Annotated in this window: 14 protein-coding genes; 3 read left to right on the top strand and 11 right to left on the bottom strand. The window is 60.3% G+C overall.

Annotation, left to right across the window (positions count from 1 at the left end; translation table 11 throughout):
- The first annotated feature begins 16 nt into the window (after nt 1-16).
- The gene (locus C7411_RS17095) at nt 17-1,234 is read left to right on the top strand and encodes an alpha-hydroxy acid oxidase (RefSeq protein WP_110385444.1); all 1,218 of its coding nucleotides are present in this window, start codon (nt 17-19) and stop codon (nt 1,232-1,234) included.
- A gap of 191 nt (nt 1,235-1,425) precedes the next feature.
- A complete protein-coding gene (locus C7411_RS17090; RefSeq protein WP_110385443.1) occupies nt 1,426-2,430 on the top strand; it encodes a GntR family transcriptional regulator in 1,005 nt (334 codons plus the stop codon).
- Here C7411_RS17090 and ribB read toward each other — a convergent pair.
- From ribB to C7411_RS17060, 6 genes are all read right to left on the bottom strand, one after another.
- Nucleotides 2,421-3,032 carry a 3,4-dihydroxy-2-butanone-4-phosphate synthase gene (ribB, locus tag C7411_RS17085; protein WP_110385442.1) on the bottom strand — a complete coding sequence of 204 codons (612 nt, stop codon included), beginning with the start codon at nt 3,030-3,032 and terminating at the stop codon, nt 2,421-2,423. The genes C7411_RS17090 and ribB overlap by 10 nt on opposite strands.
- Nucleotides 3,033-3,136: 104 nt before the next feature.
- Nucleotides 3,137-3,991: a fumarylacetoacetate hydrolase family protein gene (locus C7411_RS17080; RefSeq protein ID WP_110385441.1), complete on the bottom strand. Its 855-nt coding sequence runs from the start codon at nt 3,989-3,991 to the stop codon at nt 3,137-3,139.
- A gap of 72 nt (nt 3,992-4,063) precedes the next feature.
- Nucleotides 4,064-4,570 (bottom strand): flavin reductase family protein, encoded by a 507-nt coding sequence (locus tag C7411_RS17075; protein WP_110385440.1) that lies wholly within the window; start codon nt 4,568-4,570, stop codon nt 4,064-4,066.
- Nucleotides 4,571-4,633: 63 nt separating this feature from the next.
- Nucleotides 4,634-5,791, bottom strand: a complete 1,158-nt coding sequence (locus C7411_RS17070) for an LLM class flavin-dependent oxidoreductase (protein WP_110385439.1) — start codon at nt 5,789-5,791, stop codon at nt 4,634-4,636.
- 36 nt (nt 5,792-5,827) lie between these two features.
- Entirely contained in the window at nt 5,828-6,556 is a 729-nt protein-coding gene (locus C7411_RS17065) for a DJ-1/PfpI family protein (protein WP_165822825.1), read from the bottom strand.
- A 149-nt stretch (nt 6,557-6,705) separates the two neighbouring features.
- Nucleotides 6,706-7,083, bottom strand: a complete 378-nt coding sequence (locus C7411_RS17060; protein ID WP_110385437.1) for a winged helix-turn-helix transcriptional regulator — start codon at nt 7,081-7,083, stop codon at nt 6,706-6,708.
- A gap of 241 nt (nt 7,084-7,324) precedes the next feature.
- Between C7411_RS17060 and C7411_RS17055 the strand changes: the two genes are divergently transcribed.
- Nucleotides 7,325-8,332, top strand: a complete 1,008-nt coding sequence (locus C7411_RS17055; RefSeq protein WP_110385436.1) for a zinc-dependent alcohol dehydrogenase family protein — start codon at nt 7,325-7,327, stop codon at nt 8,330-8,332.
- A gap of 315 nt (nt 8,333-8,647) precedes the next feature.
- On the opposite strand, the gene C7411_RS17050 is transcribed toward C7411_RS17055, so the two are convergent.
- From C7411_RS17050 to C7411_RS17030, 5 genes are all read right to left on the bottom strand, one after another.
- Nucleotides 8,648-9,196: a helix-turn-helix domain-containing protein gene (locus C7411_RS17050; RefSeq protein WP_165822824.1), complete on the bottom strand. Its 549-nt coding sequence runs from the start codon at nt 9,194-9,196 to the stop codon at nt 8,648-8,650.
- A gap of 1,172 nt (nt 9,197-10,368) precedes the next feature.
- A complete protein-coding gene (locus C7411_RS17045) occupies nt 10,369-11,343 on the bottom strand; it encodes a LysR family transcriptional regulator (protein ID WP_110385434.1) in 975 nt (324 codons plus the stop codon).
- Nucleotides 11,344-11,447: 104 nt separating this feature from the next.
- Nucleotides 11,448-11,870 carry a hypothetical protein gene (locus C7411_RS17040; protein WP_110385433.1) on the bottom strand — a complete coding sequence of 141 codons (423 nt, stop codon included), beginning with the start codon at nt 11,868-11,870 and terminating at the stop codon, nt 11,448-11,450.
- A gap of 2 nt (nt 11,871-11,872) precedes the next feature.
- Nucleotides 11,873-13,420: an efflux transporter outer membrane subunit gene (locus tag C7411_RS17035; protein ID WP_207786537.1), complete on the bottom strand. Its 1,548-nt coding sequence runs from the start codon at nt 13,418-13,420 to the stop codon at nt 11,873-11,875.
- Nucleotides 13,417-14,436: HlyD family secretion protein (locus tag C7411_RS17030; RefSeq protein WP_207786536.1), on the bottom strand; the 1,020-nt coding region annotated here is incomplete at its 5' end. The genes C7411_RS17030 and C7411_RS17035, both read right to left, overlap by 4 nt.

Genomic DNA, 14,436 nt, shown 5'->3' with positions numbered 1-14,436 from the left:
CACGTCAAACACCAACATGACCCACTTTTCCAGCATCGAAGAATTGCGCCAGCACGCCAGGCGTCGCGTGCCGAAAATGTTCTATGAATATGTAGACGCGGGCTCCTGGACCGAATCGACCTATCGTGCCAATTCCGAGGATTTCGCAAAACTGCATTTCAGGCAGAAGGTGGCGGTCGATTTCAGCCACCGGAGACTGGAAACGACGCTGGCCGGCATCCCCGCGTCCATGCCCGTTGCGCTGGCACCCACGGGTATTGCCGGTATGCAGCACGCTGACGGAGAGATTCTGGCCGCCAGGGCTGCGAAGCGATTCGGGGTCCCATTTACGCTCTCCACGGTCAGTGTCTGCTCTATCGAGGATGTCGCCGAGCACGCTCGCGCACCGTTCTGGTTTCAGCTCTACATGATGAAAGACCGGGGGTTTATCGAGAATCTGATCCAGCGCGCCGAGCATGCCGGCTGTCCGGTTCTGGTATTTACCCTGGATCTGCAGATCCAGGGACAGCGGCACCGCGACCTGCGAAACGGGCTGTCCACGCCTCCGAAGCTGACATTGCGCAATCTGGCGCACCTGGCACGCTATCCCTCATGGTGCGCGGGTATGTTGCGTACATCCCGCCATTCGTTCGGAAATATCGTCGGCCACGCACCGGGCGTCACGGGCATCGCATCCATGGCTGAATGGGCAGCCAGGCAATTCGATCCGACGCTGACCTGGAAGGACGTTGAATGGGTACGCAAGCGATGGAAAGGGAAACTCGTGCTCAAAGGCATCCTCGATGCTGACGATGCGAGAATGGCCGCCAGGTGCGGTGCTGACGCATTGATCGTGTCAAATCACGGCGGACGGCAACTCGACGGTGCTCCGTCCTCCATCTCCGTACTGCCGCGCATCGCAGACGCGATCCAGGGTGACATCGAGTTGCATATGGATAGTGGCATCCGCTCCGGCCAGGACGTACTCAAAGCCCTCGCGTGCGGTGCGCGCGGCGTCTATATCGGACGAGCGTTCCTGTATGGCCTCGGCGCTGCCGGCGAAGCCGGCGTGACACGCGCGCTGGAAATCATACGCAGCGAACTGGACATGACCATGGCGCTGTGCGGGATCACCGATGTCGCCAAGATTGACCGCGATGTGCTCATCGAGGGGGGCCGCGGAAGTCGCGCCTGCCGGCCGCTCATCCAGGCGCCTCCGGTCGCCGGCGAACCGCTGCCTGGCAGCCTTCGCTAGGTCACGGTTTGGGGCCTGTATCATCTGTTGCAAGCCACTACACCATCGCGCCCGCCCCGCCACCGGCCACACAGTCTGCAACGGAGCGCTCCACGGCGCTCCGGCGATACAACGCCCGCCTGTCGCACCGTGGATCGCCGCAACGCGCATCGGCCGCACAGGCCAGGGTCGAGATGGAATTGACATCGAAAATGAGAAACGCCCCAGTCGACAACATCGTTACCTCCCCTGAATTCGACTCCGGAACCTCCATTCAGGATCGGACGTATCGCCTGCTGCGAGAGATGATCGAAGCAGGAAAAATTGCACCGGGGGAGAAGCTGCTTGAGGCGCGCGTTGCCAGGGCTTTCGGCATCAGCCGCTCACCTGCGCGTATTGCGCTCGCCCTGCTGTGCGAACACAAACTCATCACCGAAACCGCAGGACGTGGCTACCAGGTGGCCGGCAGCCCAGCGGGCGAAGCGAAGATCGCGCATCTCGATACGGTCAGCCTCACGACCGAGCCTCAGTGGCAGCGCATTTATGCCTGCGTCGAGCGCGAGCTTTGCAAGCGGGTGCTCTTTGGCGCCGTCCGCCTGACCGAAGAGCGGCTCGCAGAGCATTTCAATGTGAGCAGAACGGTCGCGCGCGGTGTCGTCGCGCGAATGCACGGTGTGGGCATGTTATCGAAGGATCCATCGGGACACTGGGTTGCGGCCAGGATAACGACCGAGCGCATCAACCACCTCTTCGAAATCCGGCGTCTGCTGGAGCCCGCCGCATTGATGCACGCTGCACCGCTCGCCTCACGCCAGTGGCTCACCGCTGCATACGAGAGGCTCAGCGGGCAGATCGCGCGCCATCGATGTGACAAGGGCGATATGGACGCGGCGGAAACCGATCTTCACATCGACTTGCTGTCGCTTTGTCCTAACGAGGAAATCCGCATCGCGCTCGCCCGCACACACATTCTGTTCATTCCCACGCGATATGTAACCGACCGGTACCTCAAAACGCCCGAACATTCGATTTATGATGCGCTCAAAGAGCATCGGCAAATCATCGGCTACGTGCTGAGCGACAACATTGAGATGGCCGTACAGTCCCTGCAGGACCATCTCCAGGAAGCGGACATGCGCTGGCTGCAACGCTTCAATCGGGTTCGCACCATGAAACTGGAGCCGGTCCCTCCCTACCTTTCACCGCTTCAGGCGTAATGACCGACCATGGTTTCCTCAAGCGCCGCGATGGATGTAATCGGCAAGCTGTGGCGCGCGGCAAATCGCCGTATGTCAGCACCTCGCATCACCGTTCCGTCATCATTGAACAGTTCGCAGATTGCGGCCACTTCAGCAAGCTTCGCTCGTCTGCACAGTTCGATCGCTCCCTCGGTATGTCCGGGTCGCGCAGCCACGCCGCCAGGGTGCGCCCGAAGCGGGAACAGGTGACCCGGCTGTACGAAATCCGAGGCGATTGAGTTCGGATCAGCGAGCAGACGCACTGTCGCCGCCCGTTCGGCAGCCGATATGCCCGTGCGCAAGCCCACCCGCAAATCGACGCTCACCGTGAAAGCGGTGGACAACGGCGCCGTATTCACCTGTACCATCGGCGCCAGGTACAGCCGCTCAGCGACTGCAGCGCTCAGCGGCGCGCAGACGATGCCGCATCCATGACGGATGAGAAAGGTCATCGCTTCCTCAGAGCAATGCGCCCCGGCAATCACCATATCGCCCTCCCCCTCCCTGTCTTCATCATCCGTCAAGATCACCATGCTGCCCTGACCGAACCGGTTGACAAGATCCTCCATCTCGCTGCACATACCCGTCCCTCCTTCTGTCCTCGCTGGCAAGTACTCGCGTCTCACAAACGCGCGCAAACTTGCGCTGGTCCTGCGCGGGCGCTTCGCGCACCGTGCACACGTTGCTAGATTTCCTGATCAAGTGAGATCACGTGCTGCCGCTGCTCGCCCAGTCCATCAATGCCCAATCGCATCGTGTCGCCTGCCCGCAAAAATCTGGGAGGCGTCATCCCGAATCCCACCCCCGCGGGCGTTCCCGTGCACACGATATCGCCGGGCATCAGCGTCATGAATTCGCTCACGTAGCTCACGATTTCCCTCACACTGAAGATCATGTCGCCGGTATGTCCCGTCTGGCAGCGCTGACCGTTGAGTTCAAGCCACAGCCCCAGGTCGTGCGGCTCAGGGATCTCTTCAGAAGTGACGAGCCAGGGCCCGACCGGTGCAAAGGAATCGGAGCTCTTGCCCTTCGTCCATTGCCCCCCCCGCTCCAGTTGCCAGGCGCGCTCGGAGATGTCGTTCACGATCACGTACCCGGCGACATGTTCAAGTGCATTCGCTTGCCCGACGTAGCGGGCAGGTTGTCCGATCACCACACCCAGCTCGACCTCCCAGTCGACTTTCCTGGCGCCTCGCGGCAACATCACGCCATCGTCAGGTCCGGTCAATGCACTTGTCGCTTTCAGAAACACGACCGGCTCTTCAGGAACCGGTAGCCGTGCCTCTCTGGCGTGATCCCGGTAATTGAGCCCGATACACACGAGTTTTCCGATCCCGGAAATCGGCACTCCGAACCTTCCAGGATGTACCACTACGGGAAATTGATTTACGTTCAAGGCAGCCAGTTCATTGAACCGACCACCTGCCAACGCTTCGGGCGTAATGTCGGCCAGAGCGCACGACAGATCTCTTACCGCCCCCTGGTTGTCCACGAACCCCGGCCGCTCCGCGTTCTTCTCACCGTACCGCACCAGCTTCATGATCTGCTCTCTCGCTAAAAATCGGGATGCGCGGCGAACGCATGCGCCGCGCGCTGAAACCGTGTCGTGAAGTTATTGAAGCAATTGCGCGCGCGCAAATTTCCCGTTCTCGTAGAGCAAAGGCCCGATCGTGTTTTCGTAGACAGTTTCAGCCACCGTACCGATCACAACGGTGTGCCCAGAGTGCTCGAACGTCTGCCCGACGTCGCAAAATACGGTGGCCTGTGCGCCGACGAGCTGGGGCAAGCCGTAGACGCCTTTCGTCCACTCGCCAAAGGCGAAGCGTCCCTCACCCTTCACCTTGCCGCTGAACGGTTCGACAAGGAACGCCTGCTCCGCAGACAGGATATTGACCGCGAACCTGCGCACCCGCAGTAGCGGGGCATGCATGCTGGCAGTATGAGCGACACTGATCAGCAAGCTCGGTGGAATGACGCCCAGCGAACAGACGGCTGTCATCACCATGCCATATCTGCCTTCGTTCTCTACAGTGGTAATCAAGGATACGGTCGACGTCAGGCGACGCATCGCGTGTTTGAAATCGTCGGTGGAAGACATCAGCCAATTGTCCTGGTTCATTGCGTGATCCGATCAGAAAGCGCATCGTGTGCCGCTGCCGCGCGCCCGATGCGCGGCAGAACCTTAGACCGGTCGAAAGGGCTTGCGCAGGCCGGCTCTTTCGAGAAGGGGCATCACGCCGGAGTTGAACCGGCGCAACCCGTCGAGGTAGTCAACCCAATGAATCGCCACACCATCGATCCCGAGTTCCGACAGTTCGGCCAGCCGTTCTGCGATGGTTTCGGCCGAGCCGACCAGGCTGTAACCGGCGTAACCACCGGAGAGGTGGAGCTTGAAAGTCTGCCAGGCCGCCTCAGGCATGATTTCCGAATTCAACCCGAGATACTTTGCGGCATTTTCGACCGCCTCCTCGTTTCTCTTCTCGACCGCAAAATAACGCAGGTACTCTTCGGCCTCCCGGTCGGAATCGCGCTGGACTACATATGCATGCGTCCAGACCTGAACCTCGCGGCCGTACTTCTCCGCTGCGAGCGTGCGATATTGCGCGACCTGCCTGCGAATGGCGTCCTTGTTGTTGTGATCGGTAATGACAACGTACCCGATGTCACATTGCGAAGCGATAAAATTGCGTCCCCGTTCAGATCCCCCCGCATTGATAACCGGCGGCAGCGGTCGCTGGATCGGCTTCGGCATCGCGAATGCCTCCTCGATCTGAAAGTATTTCCCGTGATGGCTGAAGCTCCCGTCCTCGGTCCACAGCCGCTTGACGACGCTCAGCCATTCGTCGGCGTAGTCGTATCGTGCGTCATGTTCCATGAAGGGCACTCCGAACATGCCGAGTTCGGGATGAAACCATCCACAGACAACGTTCAGGCAGTACCGCCCTCCCGAGATATGATCGATTGTGGCCGCCTGCTTCGCAGCGAACACCGGGTGGGTCGTCTGGACGTGGGAGGTCGTCGTCAGCGTGATATGTTCGGTGACCGCAGCCAGTCCGGCAGCCCAGGTATAGGTTTCGAAGTTTCGCCCGTTGAAGTTGGTCGGCCCGCCCAAACCCATCCAGCGCGCTACAGGCACCAGTGCTTCGATCCCGGCCTTGTCCGCCACCTGCGCAATTTCCCTCGTCAGCTCCCAGGTCAATTTGTGCCGTTCGTCCACCAGGGTCATCGCGCAGCCGCTATCGCAGTTCAGGCCAAACAGGCCCAGCTTCAGCTTGTTACCATTGAAAAGCGCATTCGTCCCATTGCGCTCACGTCCTTCGATTGCCGCCAGGTCTAACATTTCGCCTCCTGATTTTGTTTTGATCGCTACCCTTTCCTAACTGATCTGACCCACGATGGCACCCACAAACTGTGGAATGTCATAAATGAAGCGACTGGTGATCACGTTTTCGTCCACGACAACGGGTTCATCCACGACGTTGGCTCCCGCATTGGCCAGATCCTCCATGATGTTCCAGTAACCCGTCGCCCGACGCCCTTTGAGCAGCCGGGCGCTCAGCAGGACCTGGGAACCGTGGCACAACGCGCCTATGGGCTTGCCGGTTCGCTGAAATGCCTGCAGGAACTTCAGCACGCCGGCGTTCACCCGCAGCTGGTCCGGGTTCCATGCTCCACCCGGCACATAGACCGCGTCGTAGTCGTCGACGCTCACCGCCTCGATGTGGGCGTCGACCGGAATCCAGCCAGAATTGTGAGTAAACTGGATTGCAAGAACATGCGTTTTGGCAATCTCGGGGAACTGGATGCCGAAGGCGGCCGCATATTCGATATGCCTGGGCGACACCAGATGGCAGGTTGCACCGCGTGCTTCAAGCCACTTGCGCGGAATCGACACTTCCGTTTCCTCCACGCCGTGCGTGGCGATGATCCCGATGCGCTTGCCCTTGAACTGCCCCGGATTCGCCGGCCGCTCCGTCATGAATTCCAGCAGACGCTCGTTGCCCGGCGCCGTCGCGAGAAAATGGATATTGACCTTGGGAAAAGGCGGCAGATCGTCGTATGCGTGAAGCGCCGTCACGATATCGCGGGCGGAAGAGTTCGTCATTGCAGGTCCCTCATGTCCTGTTGGTGTACCGACAGGATCGCTCCTTCGGCGCAACGGGGCATGAAGATTCCTGCACTGTCTCTTGCTCATTCGCGCACACACCGGGCGCAGTGCCTGCCGGGAGCTCTTCGCGGGCGCTGCCCCAGGCTTCAGGCCCTCGACGCGCGCCCGCGTCGCTTTTCGCTCTGCGTGAGCTCTGAATCGCGTGCCTGATATGCTTCCCCCCACTGCCTCAGACTCACGAGAACCGGAGCGAGCGTGCGCCCGAACGGGGTGAGTTCATATTCCACCTTGGGGGGGACCTGCGGGTAGACATGACGTGCGACGATACCGTCAGCTTCCAGCTCACGTAGCTGCAGCGTAAGCATGCGCTGCGTCGTGTTCGGCATCAGCCGGGTGAGTTCCATAAAACGCCGTTTCTCCCGCAACAGATGGAAGAGAATCACGGGCTTCCAGAGACCGCCGATGACAGAGAGTGTGACCTCGACAGCACATCCGCTTTTACTGTCCAGACGTTTCGGGCGCATGGTGCCATACCTACATCATTGAAAGTACCGGCTTTAATTGTACGTTCTTGTCCCAATAGACGGGCGCCTGGATAATCAACGTCGAGTCACGGATCGATTGAAATCACGAAGGACCTGCTGTCGCGCTGTCACCTTACGCAGATCTGCCCGGCACCGCCCGTCCCGAACCGATCGTTCATGTCGCGTCCGTCAATTGCACTGTTATTTGCACCTTCACCCATAGCACCAAGGAACAGCACTGATGAAAGCCGTCGTTCTGCGCCAGCCCGCCGGGCTCGACAACCTCCAGCTCGTCAACCTCAACGATCCCGGCGCGCCCGCCGCCGGCGAAATCCGCGTGCGCATTCACGCGAGCTCGCTCAACTTCCATGATCTTGGAGTCGTCACGGGCAGGATGCCGACGGCCGACGGCCGCATTCCCATGTCCGACGGCGCCGGGATCGTCGAGGCGACCGGAGAAGGCGTCACGGAGTTCGCCCCAGGCGACGCGGTGGTTTCATGCTTCTTTCCGCACTGGCTCGATGGCGCGCCGGCCATTGGCGACTTCTCGACCACGCCCGGCGATGGCGTCGACGGCTACGCCCGCGAGTACGTTGTACGACCATCGCACTGGTTCACACATGCCCCACGCGGCTATACCCATGCACAGGCGGCCACACTGACCACGGCGGGACTGACTGCGTGGCGTGCGCTTGTTGTCGACGGTGGACTGAAAGCCGGTGACACGGTGCTGGTGCTTGGCACAGGCGGTGTCTCGATTTTCGCACTGCAGATCGCCAAATACATGGGTGCGCAGGTCATTGTGACCTCGTCATCCGACGCCAAACTCGCACGCGCACAGGCACTCGGTGCGGATCACCTCGTCAACTACAGGCGCGAACCGGACTGGGCCGCGAAAGTACTGGCGCTCACCGAAGGCCGTGGCGTGGACCATGTCGTCGAGGTCGGCGGTCCGGACACACTCACCCAGTCGATCGAGGCCTGCCGGATCGGAGGTCATATCGCCCTCATCGGCGTGCTCACAGGTATTAGCGGACAGGTTCCGACGGTCACGCTGATGCGACGTCAGCAGATCCTGCAAGGGCTCGTGGTCGGCAGTCGCATGCACCAGATCGAGATGGTGCGCGCCATCGAAGCGACCGGTCTCAAGCCGGTCGTTGACAGGACATTTGCACTCGATGAAATCGCCGATGCATTCCGTCATCAACAAGAAGCCGGACACTTCGGCAAGATCTGTCTGGCGATCTGAACGACACAGTAGCGGGCTGCATCTGCAGCCCCAGCGCTCGCTGGAGTATCCCGGGAGCAACCATCAAGGCGTCGCTGTTCCCCCTGATGCCCCCGAATACGCGGTCAGATGACGCCATCTGACCGTACGTTTCCAGCTCGCAGCCTCGGCGCGATGGACCGGCCTCGTCGGCCTGCGCGGGATTGCAAGCCCGGCCCGAAACGCTTTCCGGCCTGCAATTTCGGACCGTCCGCGCACTGATGCTCGATGTTCTCGCACACCATTACGGATGGAGCCAAGGAGGCCTCGACGAAAGTGCGACTCGCCGGCTTTCGTTCAGAGGAGTTTTGGCGTGCCGATCCAGAGTATCGTCGCCTCGCCTTGGGAGGAGTTTTCCCAGGCATGCGGCACTTTGGACTTGTATTGGGCGCAATCCCCTTTGCTCAAAAGAAAGTCCCTGCACTCCAGAGTCAACGTAATCTCACCGGAAAGGACGTGTATCAGTTGCTCGCTTGCGCGCGTGGCTATCTCAGATCGCTTCTGGCCGGGCGGCATCCGGACCAAAATCGCCTCCATCTGGTTGTCACCGTCGATGTTTGTCAATCGGGCAAAGAGACTTCCTGAGTCGTCAAGACCAAAGTACGTTCGATGATCAGCGCGCGTAACGGAGCCCTTCTCCGGGCCGAGAAAGTAACCCATTGCGACACCCAGGGCCGAAGATATCCCAGCCAGTGCAGACAAGGACGGCAAAGCGCGACCACGTTCGACCTGAGAGAGATACCCCTTCGAGAGGCCGCTCGCAAGCGCGGTTTTCTCAAGCGTTTTGTTCTGGCGCTGCCGAAGTATCCGGATCCTGGTTCCAAGTACCGTATCGAACTTGCTCATATCATTTAATGCAGACATAGCGCGGATGTCGCAACCACCCACCCGCAAGTCCCGCCCAGGCCACCCTGAGCGATCCGATCGCTCCACCGAAATTGTGCCCCGCCCCCCCGCGACGCGGAAGGACAGTACAGGTTCGTTTTGTCGACGCCGCCAACCTGATCACTGGATTGCCCGTTTCGTGTTCAGACAAATTCCGCTCTTCATCCAATACATCCGTTTGGAGCAGTCAGCGGCTTATCGCAACTGCACGGCGACCGGTTCCGATCCAGGCTGCCCTACGCGCCCTAACGAACGTCTGCCCAATGTGTGCTTCGGGCAACACGAAAGAAGCCACGCAGACCTAACATGTCGGCGGAACCCCACTCCGCCAACGTGAACCGCATCTCGCGCAGCATGTGTGCCGTTCGTCCGGAGCGGCGGAACATGTTAGCCCGAACAGAGGGTAGCCGCCCCCGGCCAGTTCAGATATGGACTCGTTTTATTCACTCGTCCAGGCTCACGGAACTATAGGAATCCATCCAGTCATACGATTCTCGTCCTGACGCCCAGGCCCAGTTGCGTTCGGGTACACGTCGGTTATCCCCGCCTGTTGGCACTGCCTTCGGCCTCCGGTTCGCATTGGCCGGTGCATTCAAAGGAAATCCGTCAGATTGCTGCGTTCCGGAAGATCGTTGATCCATTACAGCTCCTCTATCAGTTCAAGCTCTCACGATTCTGCATGCCACCGTTACGCGAATTATTGACGCCACCATCGTCAAGAATCGATTGGCAGCACATTATCGGGATGGCAACGACAACGTCTCCCGGCCTCCACATCCTGATTCTATTAACCAGTAAAAAATCTTCAACACTGAAAATGAAAACTCATTATTTACATTTCCAGACAAGCTAATATCAACAACATTCCACTGCCAATGTCGTTTGTCTTCACAGTCCATAAAGGCAGCGCGCGTTCGGACAATTTGCCTACACAGCAGTCAAATCACGCTGGAAATTTATTCACGATTGACAGGCATCCTAAAGTCCATTCTCCGTCTACGCGCCTGAGAGACTTCCTTCAAGGATCGCTATTCCAGCACCTGAGCGCTACGTCGTTCAACGCGACCAACGAAAGCGGGGCTACGGTCCCGGTCGCAGCGTTTGGCGAAGCAGGTGAGACGAGCCTTCCCGCATCATGCCGGTACACTGCGGCTAAACTGCACGGTCCCGGGCGCCATAGCCGCCAGTGCCGTCACGTCGCGACCGGCTTCCGCAATCCGCACACCTTCGGCGAGCACTTCGCAAAGCCAGTCGATAAAAACGCGAATCTTGCTGGGCAAATGGCGACTCGGATAAAACACGATACTCACCGGCGCGTCGGCCACACCGCTTTCGATCGGTATCTCCGCGAGCAGACCTTTCTCGATGTAAGGCGAAAGAGCAAGCCGATAGGCCGAGATAATGCCGAGCCCTGAAACTGCGCAGGAGATCATTGCCTCGGGATCGTTGACAGTGACCTGGCGCCGCGTCGAAACCGCTGCAATCGCACCCGTCGTCTCCCATGGCTTCTGTCCGCCCCTTTCACCATGGTTGAGCGCGACGGACGCATGATCCTCCAGTTCGCCGACTGTGCGCGGCATTCCATTTCGCCTCAGGTAAGACGGTGCCGCGCACAGTGCGTGAGACAACCTCCCAACCTCTTTCGCCACCACGCGTGACTCGCGGATCGGTCCAATCCGGACCGTGCAGTCCATTGCTTCCTGAGCGAGGCTGAACTGCTCGTCAGAGATGGCCAGCTCGATATCCAGCCCAGGATACTTATCCAGCAACAAGGGCAATGCGGGTATGACCACGCCGCGCGCGAGAATCGACGGCATGCCGACCTTGATCCGCCCCTCGGGGCTCTGGCCTGCCGACATGGCTTCCTCGTTCATGTTGTCCACCTGCGCCAGCACCCGGACACACGCCTCATAATACGTCAGCCCCTCCGGCGTTGGGCTCACGCTCCTCGTTGTCCGGTTCAGCAGCCTGACATTGATCTGCTCCTCCAGGACCTGGACCATGCGGGAAACTGATGCCGTATTCAGATTCAGAGCCTCGGCAGCCCTTGTGAATCCCCGCGTGTCGACCACCCGCACAAAGGCCCTCATGGCGTCAAGACGATCCATATAAACTCCTCAGTTCAGCAAGAGAAAAAATGCTCGTGCCTCCCCCGTAGTGTGCGAAACGCCAACTCACCAGGACATAAAGTCATACCTGGCTTCTGCACGAATCACGGACTTCCTGTCGGACCCGCATCGCGCACGCGATAGAACAGGATGTCCGCCGCTTCTTCAACAGTCGCCACTGCCCTGTGAGGAACGCCAAACGCTTTCGCCATCACTCGCCCCCGCACCCGGGCCTGCTCGCGCAGGCGTTCATCCGGCTCAACGACGACAAGAACCCGGCAAAGCCTCGCCACAACCGCCCTGTTCCTCACGAGCCACTGTCCTCTCTGCGCGTAATCTTCGGCAGACTCATCCGAAATCGCTCCCCGGTAGACGATCGCGAAAGGGTTGCCAAGCGCGATCAGTGCGTCCATTTCGGACGCCCAACGCTTCCCGTAGCCAGTGACGATTGCGTCGTTATTCACCGTAACAACGGGAAACGCGCTGACGTCAAACACGACAAAGCGGGAAGTGTCGAGACCGCTCATCGCTACTCCGGATCAGGGCGCCGTGCGGATTCGCCTGACGCGCTCCCGCCACTGCTCACGAGTTCCCCATGCGTGGAAGCGCTGACCTTTGCAGCCTCTGGCGTAGAGGGAAAGCTCGTTTCCCACCCTCCTCCCAGAGCCTTGTAAAGGCCGACCAGTGCGAGTGATACGTCAGTAGTACTGGCAACCCTGGCTTGCTGCGTATCCAGCAGGTCGCGCTGGACGGTCAGCACGTTGAGGAAATCCGTCGCACCCGCAACGTACTGACGACGTGCGTTCTCAAGTGCCTCGCTGTCCTGCGCCTCCGTTGCATCAAGTTTCTCCTCCCGTGTCTGCCGTGTGTCATAGTCGCTCATGGCGTTATCGACCTCATGCCAGGCATTGAGCACGGTGCGCTGATACTCGATCATTGCCTCGCGCTGTTGTGCCTTGCGCAGTTCGAGTTGCCCCTTGAGTCGGCCGCCCTCGAAAATCGGTACGCTCAGCGCCGGCCCTACCCCGAACATGCGCGAGCTCCACTCGTCGAGGTCTCCGAAATGCATGGCCTGAAGACTCAGGTTCGCCGAGAGTGTGATCCGTGGGTAAAAGTCGCCAACGGCAACACCGATGTCCGCCGTTGCCGCATGCAAATGTGCCTCTGCCTCGCGGATATCCGGCCGACGCTCGGCCAGTTGCGAAGGCAATCCCACAGGCACACGTGGCGGCACAGGGGGAATGGCGTGGACGGCATCGAGTTCGCTCTCGAGCGTTCGCGGGGGTTCACCGAGCAGGAAACTCAGGGCGTTGACGAGATGAACCCGCTGGTTTTCAAGCACCGGCAGGCGCGCTTCGATGCCGCTCACCTGAGCTGCTGCCTGCGCAGTCTCGAGGTGGGTCGCTACCCCGTCGGTAAAGCGGATCTGCGTGAGTTTCAGGCTTTGGCGTGCGATGTCGAGGTTTTGCTCAACGACGGCCTGTTGCGCCTGTACTCCCCTGAGCTGGATGTAGTCGCTCGCCGTCTCGGCGATCGCCGAAAGCAGGACATCGCGCCGCAACTCGGCCGTTGCCTGTACCGACGCGTCGGCAGATTCGATCTCGCGACGCACGCGCCCCCAGAGGTCCAGTTCCCACGAGGCGTCGATCCCCGGCTGCCAGACGTTATAGTCATGCTGGCCATTCAGGCCTGAAATGTCCACGAGCCCATTCTGGCTCGAGCGCGAATGCTGATACGAAGCCGTTCCCTCGAGCGCGGGCATGGCGTCCGCCCCGGTCATGCGGCGGGCTGCCCGCGCCTGCATGAGCCGTTGGGTGGCGACCTTGACATCGAGGTTTGCGCCCGCCACACGCTGAACGAGCGAAGAGAGTTCGGCGTCCGAGAATACGGTCCACCACTGCGCGTCGACATTGTCCGGGACTGCATGACTGTGCGCCGGCGCCGCTTCCTGCTTGACCTGCCGCGTCCACTGCGCCGGCAATGCCGCTTTGGGCTCGTGATAGTCCGGACCGACCATGCACCCGGCTAGCGTTGTCAGCAACACCGCGCCGGCCACGCGGACAATATACGGGCTCATTGCTGAATGCCCCCCGTGTTACCCTGCCCACCCGCGTCGCCCGTCCGGATGGTTGCCTCGACTGACATGCCTACGCGAAGGCGTTCCAGTTCAGGCTGCCCGGGACGCAGCAGGATTTTCACCGGAATGCGCTGGACAATCTTGGTGAAGTTTCCCGTTGCGTTATCCGGTGCGATCGGGGCAAAGGTCACCCCCGTAGCAGGTGCCAGGCTATCGACCGTTCCGTGCAACACAGCACCGGGAAACGTGTCAACATGGATATCGGCGGTCTGGCCACGCCGCACCGACGTCAGTTGCGTTTCCTGGAAATTGGCGACGACATAGGCCTTCTGCAATGGAACCACGGCAAGCATGGGGGTGCCCGCAGTCACATACGCCCCAAGGCGCACCGAGCGCCGGCCAACCATGCCATCGACTGGCGCAACGATGCGTGTCCATGAAAGATTCAGGCGAGCCGTATCGAGTGCCGCCGACGCCTGTCCCAGCGCCGCCTGGGCGCGATCCCTGACTGACTGCAACACCGCGACCTGTTGCCGTGCCGCCTTGACAGTGGCCAGGTTGCGGGCAACATCCGCCTGTGCGGTATCGATGCGCGACTGCGCCTGCTGCGCGTTCTGTACGCTTCCCGCACCGCGGCTGGCCAGGTCCGTGTAGCGGCTGTAGTCCGCCCGGGCGAATGTGTAATTCGCGTGCGCCGCCGCGAGCGCAGCGTTCGCCTGGTCGATGACCGACTGCTGCTGCACGATACTTGTTGACGCATTGTCGATAGCGGCTTTCGCCATGGCCACGTTCGCCTCTGCAGAAGCGACCGCAGCCCTGTAATCCCTGTCGTCGATCTGCGCGAGGAGTTGTCCCTGATGGACGACCTGATTGTCCTCCACCAGCAGCTCCGTGATCTGCCCGGCCACACGCGGCGCAACAACCGTGTAGTCGGCAGTCACATACGCGTCATTGGTGGTTTCTGATGACGAAGACCGACCCAGAACCGCAATCGCAGCCGATACGGCAGCAACAAT

This window comes from Paraburkholderia silvatlantica, assembly GCF_003096715.1.
GTDB lineage: Bacteria > Pseudomonadota > Gammaproteobacteria > Burkholderiales > Burkholderiaceae > Paraburkholderia > Paraburkholderia silvatlantica.
This window is presented reverse-complemented; position numbering and strand designations above follow the sequence as displayed.

Coding starts and splice junctions, on each gene's coding strand:
- C7411_RS17055 (WP_110385436.1), top strand. CDS start 7,325: ATGAAAGCCGTCGTTCTGCGCCAGCCCGCCGGGCTCGACAACCTCCAG.
- C7411_RS17090 (WP_110385443.1), top strand. CDS start 1,426: ATGAGAAACGCCCCAGTCGACAACATCGTTACCTCCCCTGAATTCGAC.
- C7411_RS17035 (WP_207786537.1), bottom strand. CDS start 13,420: ATGAGCCCGTATATTGTCCGCGTGGCCGGCGCGGTGTTGCTGACAACG.
- C7411_RS17070 (WP_110385439.1), bottom strand. CDS start 5,791: ATGTTAGACCTGGCGGCAATCGAAGGACGTGAGCGCAATGGGACGAAT.
- ribB (WP_110385442.1), bottom strand. CDS start 3,032: ATGTGCAGCGAGATGGAGGATCTTGTCAACCGGTTCGGTCAGGGCAGC.
- C7411_RS17050 (WP_165822824.1), bottom strand. CDS start 9,196: ATGAGCAAGTTCGATACGGTACTTGGAACCAGGATCCGGATACTTCGG.
- C7411_RS17045 (WP_110385434.1), bottom strand. CDS start 11,343: ATGGATCGTCTTGACGCCATGAGGGCCTTTGTGCGGGTGGTCGACACG.
- C7411_RS17040 (WP_110385433.1), bottom strand. CDS start 11,870: ATGAGCGGTCTCGACACTTCCCGCTTTGTCGTGTTTGACGTCAGCGCG.
- C7411_RS17060 (WP_110385437.1), bottom strand. CDS start 7,083: ATGCGCCCGAAACGTCTGGACAGTAAAAGCGGATGTGCTGTCGAGGTC.
- C7411_RS17075 (WP_110385440.1), bottom strand. CDS start 4,570: ATGAACCAGGACAATTGGCTGATGTCTTCCACCGACGATTTCAAACAC.
- C7411_RS17080 (WP_110385441.1), bottom strand. CDS start 3,991: ATGAAGCTGGTGCGGTACGGTGAGAAGAACGCGGAGCGGCCGGGGTTC.
- C7411_RS17095 (WP_110385444.1), top strand. CDS start 17: ATGACCCACTTTTCCAGCATCGAAGAATTGCGCCAGCACGCCAGGCGT.
- C7411_RS17065 (WP_165822825.1), bottom strand. CDS start 6,556: ATGACGAACTCTTCCGCCCGCGATATCGTGACGGCGCTTCACGCATAC.